Below are 14,647 nucleotides of genomic sequence, written 5' to 3' on the forward strand. Positions count from 1 at the left end.
CCTTGCAGAAAAAGAAGTTTTTACACAGTAATAAAAGAAAAACTTTTTCTGAATATTGTCCATGCAAAATGAAAACTGGAAGGAATCGCTTCGGAATTTAGCGGCCGATGAACTTAGGAATATCAGGTCTTTTGTCGATGAATTAATTCAGGAATCAGAAGCAAAAGCAACCATCCCTGCAACAGCAGCAGCAGCAGAAATTGCACCTGTCATTGTTTACCCGCCAGACACACCTCAGAAATCAGGAGAAAGACGCACAGAGAAACGTTTTGATATGAAGATAAGTGGTACGTGTGCGATCCTAGATAGGAGCTTGAATGATTATTCAAATGAAGAAATACCCATTACTATTAAGGATGTTTCTCAGCACGGAATCAGGTTTATTATCAATCGTTCATTGTTGCCGTCAAACCATTTAATCATTAAATTCAGCTTATCTCCTGCCGGCGTTTCCGGCAATTTGTATCGAAAGCCGCAAAAGAAAATATCTGTGGAGGTAAGGAGGGTGCTAAAACGTTCCACTTCGTCCGGTGAAGAGTATGATATAGGCGCTTTATCTATAGACGAGGATTCTATGGAGAAATTGCAGGAAGAGGTTAATGGTATTGAGGTTATAAAAAAACGTTGTAAAATGAAGAAAGACCTGAAAATAATGGTGCTCTATACCAAGGAAACCCAATGCAGGGCAATTGAAAATATATTATCAAAGCAAGGGTATATTATTTTTGCGGTAAATCAAAAACACAATGCTATGAGTATATTACGCAAAAACAAATGCGATCTTCTTGTTACTGAATTTGAATCTGCAAAGATTAATGAGTATGAATTGTTAAAAGATGTAAAGACCGAATTTGCTGATTTGGGAATAATATTGGAAATAGACTCGGTAGATACATGGATAGACCTTTTATCATTTCGTTTGGATGAATATCTCATAAAAGGTTTTAATGAAAGAGAACTCACTATTGTTGTTGAAGTGGTTTTTAAAAAAATATTGTATAAAAATATGTTTCGTCAATATATTGAAAACGAAAAACGGTCGAATCAAAATCTACTGATTGTTAGCCTCAGAGATACAGTGAGAAAACAGCTTTATGAGATTACAGACCAAAAGGGTTTGGATACCATTTTTGTCATTAATACGGAACACGCATGGAATGTGTTAAATATGAACAAAATTGATTTTATGCTTTTAGACACTGAAATTACCGGTGAGGAGGGATTGGATTTTATTACAAAAGTAAAAAAATATTTCCCGCGTCTTTCAACTACGATACTGTCGGAAAACATTCGGGAACGTAGCAGTTATTTGATGGGTGGGGTGGATAATTTTATTGTGAAGCCAAATGATATGCAAAAATTAAAACAATATTGGGACTCGGCTATAACACAACGGTATTTTTGCCAATAAGATCTTTTGTGCATGCACATTCAAAGGAAAGCGCCTGTGACATTCTGCTCTTATCCCTGTAAATGGTTATTCCTTTACAACCGCTTCTGTATGCCAGCAGGAAGACCTTTTCCACATCCTCAGCGGTTGATTCTTTTGGAAAATTAATAGTTTTGGAAACGGCGTTATCGATATATTTTTGGCAGATAGATTGAATTTTTACGTGATATTCCGGTGAAATGTCTCTTGCCGTTGTAAATATTCTTTTTATATCATCTGGAATATAGGCAATATTTTGTATTGAACCCTCCCTTTTTACCTCTGCTAAAAGTTTATCAGTATACAGTCCTCTTTTTTTTGCAACGTTTTCAAAAAACGGATGGATTTCCGGTAATCCACCTTCAACGAGAACATTTCTTGTATATGCAATGGCAAACAGAGGCTCTATGCCGCTGGAACAATTGGCAATAATGCTGATAGTGCCTGTAGGCGCTATTGTTGTTCGTGTCGCATTTCTATATTTGGGGCCATTTTGCCGGGCATAAATACTTTTTTCATAGTTGGGAAACATACCGCGTTCTGATGCCAATCTCTCAGATGCTTCATTTGCTTTTCCGGAGAAGAATCTTAAAAGTTTATCAGTGAATCTCATGGCTTCTTCTGAATTATAGGGAATATTGAGTTTTATGAGAAGGTCTGCAAATCCCATGATCCCCAATCCTATTTTTCTGTTGCCTTTGGTTAACACTTCAATTTGAGGTAATGGATGCTTTGTTGCATCAATAACATTGTCAAGAAAGTGCACGGCAAGATGGATTGTTTTCTCCAATGTGTGCCAATTCATTTCGTAATGATCATTTTTGTATGTAGTCATTTGCGAAACATTGACCGATCCTAAAACACATGCTTCATAAGGCAGCAGGGGCTGTTCTCCACAGGGGTTTGTTCCCTCAATACTCCCAAGCAATGGGGTAGGATTGGCGGCGTTTATGGCATCAATAAATAAAACGCCCGGCTCGCCATTTTTCCATGCGGATTGTACGATTTCCTGAAAAAGCACTTTTGCCCTTATTGTTTTGACAACCAATTTCGTTCTCGGATTAATGAGGGGAAATGGTGCGTCATTTTCCACTGCTTCCATGAATGCATTCGTAATCCCGACAGAAATGTTAAAATTTGTCAAAACACCTTCAGTATTTTTTGCATGAATAAAATCAAAAATATCGGGATGATTTACGTTCAGCGCCGCCATATTTGCGCCTCGTCTGAAACCACCCTGGTTTATGGCCTCCGTCGCTTCATTGAAAACCTTCATAAAGGAAACAGGGCCGCTTGCCATACCACATGAAGCGCTTACAATATCATTTTTTGGTCTTATGCGTGAGAAACTGAAACCGGTGCCGCCCCCGCTTTTGTGGATTAATGCGGCTTGTTTTACGGTATCAAATATGCCTTCGATGGAATCTTCTACAGGCAATACGAAACATGCGAGCAATTGTTGCAGATGCCTGCCTGCGTTCATTAATGCAGGTGAGTTGGGCAAAAATTGCAGTGAGGTCATAAGGTGGTAAAACTCTTCTTCCATGGAAACAATATCAGCCTTTTTATTATAAATTAAATCAACCGAGGCGATATTTTTTGCCACTCTGCGAAACATATCTTCAGGCGATTCTATGATCTTGCCTAAGACATTTCTTTTTAAATATCTCTTTTCAAGCGTCAGTTTAGCGTTTGGAGATAAGAAAAGGATATTTTTATTCATATTTTTATTGAAAAAAGTAAATTATCGTAACATTTTAGTCTTTTGAAAAACGTATTACCTATAAGCTCCATAGGAGCAGCCTGTTTGTAGCAAAATAGGATATTATAACAGATATTAGCTCCGTTAGGAGCGACCTGTCTCTTGTAAACCCATATTAAACAGGTCTGCCTGAATATGGACAGGCCGCTCCTACGGAGCTATTTACTCTATTGAATTTTATTGTGCTACAAACAGACCGCCCCTAACGGGGCTACATGGTATTTTTTCTATACCGGGAATTTTTCAAAAAACTAAAGTGTTACAAATTATCTCTATTGCGGCATTTTATTCTTACGTTCTGCGCAAAAATATAATAAATTTTCACTCACAAAGTGTGGATAAGCTTTATGGTTAAGTCAACAGAATTAAATGATCAGCATACAGTCACCGTAGCTGTAAAAGCGATATCCCTCTTTTTTGGCAATTTCATAGGCGTTAAAAATTTGTTCCCTTCCTGCAAAGGCTGAAACTAATAAGAAAAGAGTGGTTTTCGGAAGATGAAAGTTGGTAATGAGCGCATCAACGTATTGAAAAGGATATGGCGGATATATAAACAAATCTGTATAACCAGAAAACTGATGTATGTTGTTATTCAATGCAATCGTTTCAAGCGTTCGGCATGACGTGCTTCCGGTTGCAATAATGCGTCCACCCCGGTTTTTGGTGATAGTTATTTTTGGGAGCAATTCTTTTGTATATTCGTAATATTCTTTATGCATACGGTGATTTTTTATCTCTTCCGTTTTGATAGGCAAAAACGTGCCTAATCCGACATGAAGCGTGACAAACGCGATATCTGTTCCGCTATTTCTTATTTTTCCCAAAACATCTTCGCTGAAATGTAATCCCGCCGTTGGGGCTGCGATAGCGCCTTCCTTTTGAGCGAACACGGTCTGATATCGTTCTGCATCCAGGGTGGAAAGTGTATTGTTTTTTTTAGGACGTTTTATATATGGAGGTAATGGCATTTCTCCGGTCCGGTGAATAAGTTCCCTTATATTCGCCCCGTTTTCTATCCGCAATATCCACGAGTTATCTTCATGTTTTACAAGTAAACAGGCTGAAACGGCGGCATTATCAAGATAAATCTTTTCTCCTTTCTTCAACAGCCCATTTGATTTTAGCAAAGCCTTCCAGTGATTACCTTCCAATTCTTCTATGAACAATAAATCTACATATGCCCCCTGAGGTTTTTTACCAGCTATCCGTGACGGAATAACCTTCGTATTATTCAACACGAGAAGATCTTCGGGGCGGAGGTAACCGGCAATTTCACTGAATCTGCGATGTTCTATCCTGCCAGAGCGGCGATATAGAACCAAAAGCCGCGCATTATCCCTTTTTTCCGTAGGTTTTTGGGCAATAAGTTCTTTTGGAAGATCGAAATCGTAATCGGATAATTTATGAGAAATGACAGAGACGTCAGGCATTCCGGTATTTAGCAATGAAAAACAGAAAATTAGAGGCACTTTGGTTTATTTACTTCATATTAAAAGACATCTAAGAAAATAACAATTAAAAAAAACAGTGTTCAATTATGGAAATTCATGAAAAAAAGAAAAACATACGCTAAATTTTAGGAAAAACATTCTTTTTTATTACTACAACATATAGTATCCGAACATGACAATATGACAACAATTTGGATAGATAGTTAATATTACGCGGATTATGCAGAAGCAAAGGGAAAAATATTTGTTGACAAAAAGAAAAAATAAGATAATTTCATAGCCACATAAGTGGTATAAAGTGGTATAAAGTGGTGAAAAGTGGGGAAAGCGTATGTTCACCGGAGAGTACCGACACACAATAGATACTAAAAACCGCCTTGCCATTCCGGCTTCTTTGCGTGAAAGCATTAACGAAGAAGTTGAGGGGAAAGGGTTTTATATAACGCGGGGCCTCGATACATGTCTCTTCATGTATACCCCTAAAGAATGGCAAGGTGTTGTTTCCAAAATAGAACAATCCTCTTTTACGAATAAAAAGGCGCGACAATTTCAGCGTCTTTTTTTCTCTAAAGCCCAACACATTAGCGTAACGGATCCTCATGGTCGCATATTAATTCCTCAGTACCTCAAAGAAATTGCGAATATACAGAAAAATGTTGTTATTGTGGGCGTGAATAACCGGATTGAAATATGGGATGAAAAAAACTGGAGCGACTTTGAATCGGAAACTAACGAGGAATATGAAGAAATTGCAGAAGATTTATTCCAGTAAGCATGACTTTCCTTATAACCGATGAATGGCAGAAACGCATTATAATCACTGTGAAATCTATGAGATATTCCGGGATTGAACCCACGCAGGTTTTTAATGAAAATATCATATGTATGTTAAAAAAGATAATCTGCTTCATGAGCCTGTTATGGTTGACGAGGTGTTGGAATACCTGTGTTTGCAGCCGGGGAGCATTATTCTGGATTGCACGGTAGGAGGTGGAGGGCATGCAGGTAAAATAATGGACAGGATTAAACCTGATGGTTGTTTGATTGGTATTGATAAGGATTTTGATATGTTAAATATGACAAAAGAGTGTTTATCGGACAGAGGATGCCCATTTAAATTGTATCATGCCGATTATGTTGATGCAGATGAAGTATTGCGGCAGGCTGGCATTGACGGAGTTCATGGTGTACTTCTCGACCTGGGTGCTTCTTCATTGCAGTTTGATAGCGCAGAGCGCGGATTTAGTTTTTCTAAAGAAGGCCCGCTTGATATGAGAATGGACCGGACGGCTTCTTTTATGGCGCAGGATTTATTACGTAAGATATCTGAACGGGATTTGCAGGCATTGTTAAAAAAATATGGGGAAGAACGTTGGTCAAAAAGAATTGCAAGGCGGATAATAAAAGAAAGAAGTGTATCCGGATTAAAGTCAACAACACAGTTAGCAAGGATAATAGAACGTGCTGTGCCATCTATGAGACACAGAATTCATCCTGCAACAAGGGTCTTTCAGGCGTTGAGAATAGCAGTTAACAAAGAATTGGAAAGTTTGGAAAAATTTTTGAATAAGATTCATTTTTCTATGGTAAAAGGTGCGCGTATTGCCGTCATAAGCTTTCATTCACTGGAAGATAGAATTGTGAAAAACAGTTTTATAGAGATGGAAGATAAAAATATTTTTCACATAATAACCAAAAAACCATTAAGGCCGGGTGCTTCTGAAATAGAAAGAAATGCGAGGAGCAGAAGCGCAAAACTCAGAGTTGCAGAAAGGATTTAACATGGAGATGTTCAGATGGTTGGTAATGTTTGCTATTATAATAACGATGGCGGTGTTGGTTGTATGGGAGAGAAATAAAACCATTGAAACAGGATATCAGATTGCACAACTGCAAAAAGATTTTAATGAGATGTCTGAAAGAAACAAAAACCTCAATTATTATGTGCAGAAATTAAAATCACATGAGGTGATTGTAGATAAGGTAAAAACCTATCAACTGGCGCTTTTACCTAAAGAATATTTTCAGAACAGCGTGGTTGCCGGGAATATAAAGGAAAATGTGGGGCGGGATGCAAAAACAATTATGGCCGGTAATTTATATACACAAAAAGAACAAGTATTGAAGGGTAGTGTGCTCCATAACTAGTATAACGTTTCATTAAAATATCTACATTGATACCGTCATTGCGAGCGACAGCGAAGCAATCTTAAGTTTTTTGTGAACAAGAGATTGCTTCGTCGCGCCACTCCTCGCAATGACATTTTTTCACGTGCACATTTTAACGAAACGATGTACTAGAGATGGTTAAAGGTGAGAATTTTTCAGGAGATAGTAAAACGGTAAGATGTTATTAGTATTTGTCTGTTCAGCAGTTGGCAGTCTACAATCGGTAATCGGCAAAAGTGACCATTGCCGCCTGAGGATTGAGGATTGAGGATTGATATTTGAACTTATTTTATTGCCTTCCTCCCGAACGCTTTCGGGGAAAGTTTTTTTTCTCGAAAGCGTTCGTAAATTTCTAAAGGTATTTTTTTCTATTCTAAGGAAAGCCGGTTATGTATTTTAAAAACATGCACAGGTTTTGGACGAATACGATAGGCTTTATGCTTATTTTGGTTTTCATAGGGTTGGCAGTAAATTTATGCCGTATACAGGTACTTGAGCATGATAAATATTTGAAACTGGCCAAAGCACAACAAAGCAAGAAGGTAGCCTTATCTGCAAGAAGGGGTTTGATATTGGATAGAAATGGCAGGAAGCTTGCGGAATCTTTACGTGTCGGCTCTGTTTATGCAAACCCTTCTGCAATTAAAGACGTTTCTTTAGTCGCCAGCCACTTAAGCAAGGTCTTACACCTTAATCCCTCAAAAGTATCAGCAAAACTCGAAAAAGATAAAAAATTTGTCTGGATAAAGAGAAGGGTCAGCGATGAGGAATTGAAAGAGATTCGGAAGCTCTCCTTGCAAGGTGTGTATATTGAGCATGAGTATCAGCGTTTTTATCAAAATGGCCCGTTAGGAAGCCATGTTATCGGGTTCACGGATATCGATGAAAATGGTCTTGAAGGTATTGAATTGTCATGCAATCAAGCGTTGCAAGGTGAGCCTGGTTATAAAAGGATGTACCGCGATGCCCAGCAAAGCAATATTTTAACGGCAGACACAGAGATGCGGCGTCCAAGGCATGGAAACAATGTTATGCTGACAATTGATGCGAATATTCAGCGTTTTGCCGAAGAGGAATTGGAGAATCTTGACAAAACATGGTCGCCTGCCTCTGCTACGGCGATTGTGATGGATATAAGCACCGGAGAAATACTTGCCATGGCGAATCTGCCGGCATATGATTTAAATAATGTTGGTAAATATCCTGCGAGAGCAAGGAAAAATCTGGCAGTCACTGATTATTATGAACCGGGTTCAATAATAAAACCGATTGTGCTGGCCGGCATATTTGAAAATAAACTTGCCAGGCCGAATGATATGATTAACTGTGAAAATGGAAGATATGTAATGGGGAAAAGAATATTGCACGATTCGCACCGCTACGACACCCTTACTGTTGCAGAAATTGTTACCCATTCCAGTAATATTGGGATGGCAAAGTTGGGTATGCGCATGGGAATCGAAAGGATGTATCGTCACCTTGAACAGTTTAATTTTGGGAATAAGTCTGGTATTGAGTTATCCGGAGAACAGGGGGGGATTTTTCGTCCCATGAAAAGCTGGTCGAAACAATTTTCTTTAGTATCGGTTTCGATTGGCCATGAAATTGCTGCAACACCGCTTCAGTTTGTCACTATATTTAGCAGTATTGCAAATGGCGGCCTGCTGTTAAAACCAGTAATAATAAAGTCGATTACCGGCAATGACGGCAAGGTTAAAGAAGAATATCCTGTACCTCAGGTTGTCAGGCGTGTAATGAGTGAAGAAGTTGCCCGTGATTTATTAAATCCTATATTAGTTGATGTCGTGAGAAATGGCACAGGAAAGAGGGCTTTTTTAGCGGAATATGAGGTTGCCGGAAAAACAGGAACGTCCCAAAAGGTTAACAAGAGCGACGGACGTTATTCGCGCAATAAATATATCGCTTCCTTTGTCGCATATGCTCCGGCGGATAATCCCCGTATTTGTGTATTAATAATGGCTGACGAACCAAAAGGTGCTTATTATGGCGGCACTGTTGCGGCTCCGTCAGTGCGGGAAATTATCAAAAAAACGCTGCAGTATCTTGAGGTAGAGCCATTAAAATTAAAAATGGCTATGCACTGACTATTGGCACTACGAAAAAAGGAAGGAGGTGGTAGTTATATGATGTTATATCTAAAATAATGGTAAATATATTTGTTATAATTATAGCGCTTAGGAGAGAGGGGAGGAGGAGCAATGATGGGACCGAAGGATTTAAACAAGAAAAATTTTATTTTATGGTATAGTTTGTATGCTTCTCAAAAAGAATTAGAAATTGCGAGGTCGAGTAATAGAGAAGCGCTGCATAGGCTTTTAAAGGAATATGCAGAGGAGGTTGACAGGGTAGACAGTACCAAGCGTTTATACGAACGGATTGTTCAGCCGCAGAGTCTGAGTACACAAGGTTTCGATGGCGTACTGAGAATTGATTGTTTTTCAGGTAATGAAAAAAACATTTAGTTTGATGGGTTTTTGAAGGTCGCAAAATGAAATTAAGTGAGATTTGTGCTGTTTTAGAAAAATATAAGTGCAATTCCTTTACGGAGAAAGTCGTTTTAGGGCTAACACACGATTCCCGTAAAGTTAAAGAGGGGTATATTTTTGTTGCTATAAAGGGCTATAAATCTGATGGTCACGATTTTATTTCAATGGCAATAGAGAAAGGAGCTATTGCCGTAGTTGCGGAGAAAGGTGTTGACTATGTTATAAATGTTCCGCAAATTGTTGTGCCGAATGCCCGACGGGCGCTTTCTCTTCTGAGTGAATATTTTTATGGCTATCCTTCTTCAAAAATGACAATAGTAGGTATTACCGGAACGAATGGCAAGACAACTACTTCGTTTTTTACGAAGTCTATCATAGAATCTTCCGGCAATAAGGCAGGGTTAATAGGAACGATATATTACCAATTAGGGAGCAGGATTATCCCTGCGAATGAAACTACCCCTGAATCCGTTGATATACAATCACATCTTTCAGATATGCTTAACAACAATATACGATATGCGGTAATTGAGGCAAGTTCTCACGCACTTTCGCAGCACAGGCTGGACGGAGTGCATTTCCGTTCTGCTGTTTTTACCAATTTGTCTGCGGAACATCTCGATTATCATGAAAATATTAAAAATTACAGAGAAGAAAAAATTAAATTGATGAGGGGATTAGATGAAAATGCGTCTGCGGTTTTAAATGCCGACCATACTTCAAGCAAATATTTTGCAAAGAGTACTGTCGCACAAATAGTGTGGTATGGGATAAAAGATACGTCTGCACACGTGAGAGCAGAGATAATAAATATGGGGGTTAACGGAACAAGGTTTTTATTGATTTCTCCCTGGGGAAAGGAAGTTATTCACTTAAAATTAACAGGCAATCATAATGTTTATAATGCACTGGCAGCCGCAACGACGGGGTTTTGTCTCGGTTTTGATATGGAAATAATAAGAAAAGGCCTTGAATCTTTAAATAACGTTCCTGGCAGGCTGGAAAAACTGGACTACGGTCAGGATTTTCATGTCCTTATTGATTATGCACATACGCACGATGCGTTACAGGTAGTTTTAGAGACTCTTAGAGGCATTGCAGCCAGGAGGATTATTTTAGTATTTGGCTGTGGCGGAGACAGGGATAAAGGGAAAAGGGCAAAGATGGGGCATATCGCAGAAAAATATTCAGATTTATTTTGGATAACAAATGATAATCCCCGTTCTGAAGACCCGCTTAATATAATACGTGAAATACAGAGGGGAATAAAACGGGATTCATGCTATAAAGTTCAACTGGATAGAAAAGTTGCAATAGAAGAAGCACTCCTTGAGGCGAAAAAGGGCGATGTCGTCGTTATTGCAGGAAAGGGTCACGAACGTTGCCAGATATTGAAAGACAAGAGTATTCCTTTTGATGACTGTGAAGTGGTAAAGCAGGTATTATCCGGCACTATGGTATCTCAAAATTAGACGATGAATGAAAATGGACGCAATTTCTCTTGAAGAAGTGATACAAGCCGTTAACGGGAAAGCGATATCGAATGTCAGTGGTTTAATGGTGAATGGCGTTTCTGTTGACAGTAGAAACGTCCATAAGGGCAATGTGTTTTTTGCTATAAAAGGCGACCACTACGACGGGCGTCAGTTTATTGAGCAAGCCTTTGATGCGGGTGCAATTGGTGTGGTGGTATCAAAACAAGGTGGAATTGATATTAGCGGCAAGTGCCTTCCTCTGATTTTGGTAGATGATGTTAAAACCGCATTGGGCGATTTAGCAAGACATTACCGCCGGAAATTAAATGCAAAGATCATAGGTATCACAGGAAGTAATGGCAAAACCACCACCAAAGAGATGTTATATCACCTGCTTTCTCATTTTGCCCCGGTAGTAAAACCACAAAAGAGTTTTAATAATTTTATCGGTGTTCCTCTGACTATATTTGAAATTGAGTCAAAACATAAATACGGAATACTCGAAATGGGTACAAATGCTCCGGGAGAGATATTGCGTCTTTCGGAGATTGGTTTACCCGATATAGCGGTAATCCTGAATATTTCCAAAACACACCTGGAAGGATTAGGGAGTATTGAAGGCGTCGCATTGGAAAAGGGGGATATAGTAAAAAATCTGAAAGAAAACGGAGTTTTTGTATATAACGCCGATAACCCGTTGTGCTGTGAAATTGCGGATAAATTCGGGGGCAATAAGATAAGTTTCGGCTTAGGTCAGAATGCGCAAATAAGGGGTACTGATGCAAAGAAAAAAGGCAACGGTTCTGTGTTTACAATTGATATTGATTACAATACCTTTCGCCTCTGTGGGGTCAAGGGGGGAGGACGCAGGCAATTTGAAATACAACTTCAGGTTCCAGGTCATCATAATATTAGCAATTGTCTGGCTTCGTTTGCGGTCTGCCATGCGCTTGGCCTCGATATAAGTGGACTTTATAATGCCTTTCTCTCATTTAAAATGCCCGATATGAGAATCGATTCTCAGCAGATAGGCAATGTTACCTTTATTAATGATGCTTACAATGCAAACCCGGAATCCGTTTTTGCCGCCTTGAAATATTTTGAAGAAATTGATGCTGCAGGGAGGAAGATATTCATTTGCGGAGATATGTTGGAACTTGGGAAAGAATCACATGCCCTGCATAAAGAATTGGGGGAAAAGGCGTCAACGCTTAATCTGGATTTATTATGGACGGTAGGCAAATATGCATCTGATATTGCAGGCGCGGCAAAAGATGGCGGCATGGACGTGGAAAAGGTGTTAAGTTTTCGGAGTCTGGATGACATCACGGAATATGACATGGGTGAATTCAGGGAAAATGATGTAATACTTATTAAAGGTTCCAGGGGTATGCACATGGAAACTATCATTGATAAATATCGGGAATATTTCTCTCCGCGTGTACTTACTCATAACTGATTTTATTTAAGAGGGCATGGATTGTTATACGGTTTATTGTATTCAATGTTTTCGTTTGAAATATTCAGGTTCATCTCCTTTCGTTCCTGCCTGGCGGCATTTACGGCATTTTTAATAAGCATTATTTTCGGCCACTGGTTTATCAGGAAATTTCGCGCCTTGAATTATGGAGAAGACACTACGAAGACGGATTCTGAAGAATTGAAAAAATTGCACTTTTCAAAAAAAAATACACCAACAATGGGCGGTATTGTTGTTTTGGTTTCAATATTAGTTGCTACGCTATTTTGGTGTAATATTTACAATATTTACGTTTTGTTATTGATGTTTACATTGATCTGGTTTGGCGTAATCGGTTTTATTGATGATTACATCAAGCTTACACAAAAGAACTCGTCCGGCCTGACAGATATATCAAAATTATTATTCCAGTCTGCCTTGGGGCTTATCCTTGGGTTGATATTATATTTTTATTCCAGCAAGTTTACATGGGGCACTCAGTTGATGATTCCGTTAATTAAGGATTTGAGGCCGGAACTGGGACCTTTTTATGTAATAATAATCACTTTTTTTATTGTAGGTATGTCAAATGCCGTGAATATAACGGATGGCCTGGATGGATTGGCAATAGGATGCAGTATAATTGCAGGCATCTCCCTTGCCATTATTGCGTATATTTCCGGCAGGGTTGATTTTAGTGAATATTTAAGAGTTCCTTACATTCCCGGCGCCGGTGAATTGAGTATTTTCTGCGCCGCACTGGTAGGGGGCGGTATGGGGTTTTTATGGTACAACAGTTATCCCGCACAAATTTTTATGGGAGATACAGGTTCTCTGGCGCTAGGTGGGATGCTTGCCTTGGTAAGTATTATCGTAAAACAGGAAATATTGATGATTGTTATAGGGGGTGTTTTTGTTGCGGAGGCAGTATCGGTACTTATGCAGAGATATTTTTTTAAAATTACGAAGAAAAGAATCTTCCTGTGCGCCCCTTTGCATCATCACTTTCAATTTGCGAAATGGCCTGAATCGAAAATTACCCTTAGGTTTTGGATAATTGCAGCGTTGCTGTCAGTATGTAGTTTTATGCTTTTGTGATTCAATTTAATCGGGAGAGATATTTTGAAATCATGGCACTGTCTCGTATATATTGTCGTTGCGCTACTGGGTTTTAGTATTGTCACTGTTTATAGTACTGACACTACAATGTTTGCGGCAGATAGCAATGGTTATCAATTTGCCAAACATCTTTTATGGATAGTATTAAGTTTGGTGGTGTTAATTGCTATGTCATATGTCGATTACCGGCATTTACAGAAATTAACGTATCCGATTATTGCGGTATCAGTGATTAGCCTTATACTTGTGCTGTTGCCAGGTGTTGGAACGGTAGCCAACGGCGCGAGAAGATGGATCAGATTGGGAGGTATTGCGGGTATTCAGCCGTCTGAATTTGCAAAATTGGCGACGATTATATTTATATCGAATTATATAGCCAAAAATCATAATCACATGCATAGCTTTAAAAGTGGGTTTTTAATACCTCTGGGGTTCATAGCGATGATGGGCGGGCTAATACTCATGGAACCCGACTTTGGTACAGCGGCGTTTATCGTTATACTGTCAATATTGATGTGCATGGTGGGGGGGACGCGGATTATTTTTATCTTTTTTACTTTACTTGCGTCGGCGCCGTTTATCTACGAATTGATTTTTAGTGTTACGTATAGAAAAATACGATTTACCTCATTTCTCGATCCATGGCAGGACCCGCAGGGAACGGGCTATCATGTAATACAATCGTGGATTGCCCTTGGTTCCGGGGGGCTGACAGGCCTGGGACTCGGCAATAGCAAACAAAAACTGTTTTTCTTACCGGAAAGCAGCAGTGACTTTATATTTACCGTTATCGGGGAAGAATTTGGTTTTATTGGGGGAATGACAATTATTGTTCTTTTTTCATTACTGCTATGGCAGGGGTTGAGAATTGTCAGCAGGACTAAGGATGTGTTTGGTTTCTTTTTAGGACTTGGCATTACCATGATGTTTGGTTTGCAGTCAATTATGAATATTGCAGTTGTTTCCGGTATTATACCGACAAAAGGTATTCCCTTGCCGTTTCTAAGTACAGGGGGTTCTTCTTTGTTATTTTCAATGCTTGGCATAGGGATTTTGGTTAATATTGCGAAACAATCTTTAAGGTGTGATGCAGACAAACTATTGAACGGTGAAGCGAAAGAAAAACTATCCGTTAATGAAAGGTTTTTCCCCGTGAGAATTACCGGTAAAATAATTTCTAAGATATCCGCATTTTCATGGTAGTTGTTAAAAAAGGGGAACCACAGATTACACAGATTAAAAAATTCGTCACAAGCTTACAATTACCAATGACGAA

12 protein-coding genes are annotated in these 14,647 nt (G+C 39.0%); 10 read left to right on the forward strand and 2 right to left on the reverse strand.

Annotated elements, in window-relative coordinates; all coding sequences use genetic code 11:
• Positions 1–61 precede the first annotated feature (61 nt).
• The gene (locus KSMBR1_RS16815) at positions 62–1,411 is read left to right on the forward strand and encodes a response regulator (protein WP_099326356.1); all 1,350 of its coding nucleotides are present in this window, start codon (positions 62–64) and stop codon (positions 1,409–1,411) included.
• Here the strand turns inward: KSMBR1_RS16815 and KSMBR1_RS16820 are convergent.
• Positions 1,383–3,152, reverse strand: a complete 1,770-nt coding sequence (locus KSMBR1_RS16820) for an adenosylcobalamin-dependent ribonucleoside-diphosphate reductase (protein ID WP_099326357.1) — start codon at positions 3,150–3,152, stop codon at positions 1,383–1,385. The two genes, KSMBR1_RS16815 and KSMBR1_RS16820, sit on opposite strands and share 29 nt — an antisense overlap.
• Before the next feature lie 404 nt (positions 3,153–3,556).
• A complete protein-coding gene (gene queA / locus KSMBR1_RS16825) occupies positions 3,557–4,621 on the reverse strand; it encodes a tRNA preQ1(34) S-adenosylmethionine ribosyltransferase-isomerase QueA (protein WP_099326358.1) in 1,065 nt (354 codons plus the stop codon).
• Positions 4,622–4,973: 352 nt separating this feature from the next.
• Here queA and mraZ point away from each other — a divergent pair, with 352 nt between their 5' ends.
• The 9 genes from mraZ to ftsW all read left to right on the forward strand — a co-directional run bounded on the left by mraZ (position 4,974) and on the right by ftsW (position 14,574).
• A complete protein-coding gene (gene mraZ / locus KSMBR1_RS16830; protein WP_099326359.1) occupies positions 4,974–5,414 on the forward strand; it encodes a division/cell wall cluster transcriptional repressor MraZ in 441 nt (146 codons plus the stop codon).
• Between the two features lie 109 nt (positions 5,415–5,523).
• Entirely contained in the window at positions 5,524–6,423 is a 900-nt protein-coding gene (gene rsmH / locus KSMBR1_RS16835; RefSeq protein ID WP_099326360.1) for a 16S rRNA (cytosine(1402)-N(4))-methyltransferase RsmH, read from the forward strand.
• A 25-nt stretch (positions 6,424–6,448) separates the two neighbouring features.
• Complete coding sequence (locus tag KSMBR1_RS16840) at positions 6,449–6,790, forward strand: hypothetical protein (protein WP_230408011.1); 342 nt, start codon at positions 6,449–6,451, stop codon at positions 6,788–6,790.
• A 410-nt stretch (positions 6,791–7,200) separates the two neighbouring features.
• On the forward strand, positions 7,201–8,916 hold the full coding sequence (locus tag KSMBR1_RS16845; RefSeq protein WP_099326362.1) for a peptidoglycan D,D-transpeptidase FtsI family protein: 1,716 nt from the start codon (positions 7,201–7,203) through the stop codon (positions 8,914–8,916).
• A gap of 114 nt (positions 8,917–9,030) precedes the next feature.
• Positions 9,031–9,294, forward strand: a complete 264-nt coding sequence (locus tag KSMBR1_RS16850) for a hypothetical protein (RefSeq protein WP_230405681.1) — start codon at positions 9,031–9,033, stop codon at positions 9,292–9,294.
• Between the two features lie 26 nt (positions 9,295–9,320).
• The gene (locus tag KSMBR1_RS16855) at positions 9,321–10,790 is read left to right on the forward strand and encodes a UDP-N-acetylmuramoyl-L-alanyl-D-glutamate--2,6-diaminopimelate ligase (protein WP_099326364.1); all 1,470 of its coding nucleotides are present in this window, start codon (positions 9,321–9,323) and stop codon (positions 10,788–10,790) included.
• A gap of 13 nt (positions 10,791–10,803) precedes the next feature.
• Positions 10,804–12,252: a UDP-N-acetylmuramoyl-tripeptide--D-alanyl-D-alanine ligase gene (locus KSMBR1_RS16860; protein WP_172953492.1), complete on the forward strand. Its 1,449-nt coding sequence runs from the start codon at positions 10,804–10,806 to the stop codon at positions 12,250–12,252.
• Between the two features lie 21 nt (positions 12,253–12,273).
• A complete protein-coding gene (gene mraY / locus KSMBR1_RS16865) occupies positions 12,274–13,350 on the forward strand; it encodes a phospho-N-acetylmuramoyl-pentapeptide-transferase (RefSeq protein ID WP_230405680.1) in 1,077 nt (358 codons plus the stop codon).
• Positions 13,351–13,374: 24 nt separating this feature from the next.
• A complete protein-coding gene (gene ftsW / locus KSMBR1_RS16870; protein ID WP_157820683.1) occupies positions 13,375–14,574 on the forward strand; it encodes a putative lipid II flippase FtsW in 1,200 nt (399 codons plus the stop codon).
• Positions 14,575–14,647 lie beyond the last annotated feature (73 nt).

Origin of the sequence: Candidatus Kuenenia stuttgartiensis (genome assembly GCF_900232105.1) — a bacterium.
Taxonomy (GTDB): Bacteria; Planctomycetota; Brocadiia; order Brocadiales; family Brocadiaceae; genus Kuenenia; species Kuenenia stuttgartiensis_A.

Bases quoted from the DNA above. Each gene is read 5' to 3' on its own strand.
- KSMBR1_RS16815 (WP_099326356.1), top strand. From the start codon at position 62: ATGCAAAATGAAAACTGGAAGGAATCGCTTCGGAATTTAGCGGCCGAT.
- KSMBR1_RS16820 (WP_099326357.1), bottom strand. From the start codon at position 3,152: ATGAATAAAAATATCCTTTTCTTATCTCCAAACGCTAAACTGACGCTT.
- queA (WP_099326358.1), bottom strand. From the start codon at position 4,621: ATGCCTGACGTCTCTGTCATTTCTCATAAATTATCCGATTACGATTTC.
- mraZ (WP_099326359.1), top strand. From the start codon at position 4,974: ATGTTCACCGGAGAGTACCGACACACAATAGATACTAAAAACCGCCTT.
- rsmH (WP_099326360.1), top strand. From the start codon at position 5,524: ATGTATGTTAAAAAAGATAATCTGCTTCATGAGCCTGTTATGGTTGAC.
- KSMBR1_RS16840 (WP_230408011.1), top strand. From the start codon at position 6,449: ATGTTTGCTATTATAATAACGATGGCGGTGTTGGTTGTATGGGAGAGA.
- KSMBR1_RS16845 (WP_099326362.1), top strand. From the start codon at position 7,201: ATGTATTTTAAAAACATGCACAGGTTTTGGACGAATACGATAGGCTTT.
- KSMBR1_RS16850 (WP_230405681.1), top strand. From the start codon at position 9,031: ATGATGGGACCGAAGGATTTAAACAAGAAAAATTTTATTTTATGGTAT.
- KSMBR1_RS16855 (WP_099326364.1), top strand. From the start codon at position 9,321: ATGAAATTAAGTGAGATTTGTGCTGTTTTAGAAAAATATAAGTGCAAT.
- KSMBR1_RS16860 (WP_172953492.1), top strand. From the start codon at position 10,804: ATGGACGCAATTTCTCTTGAAGAAGTGATACAAGCCGTTAACGGGAAA.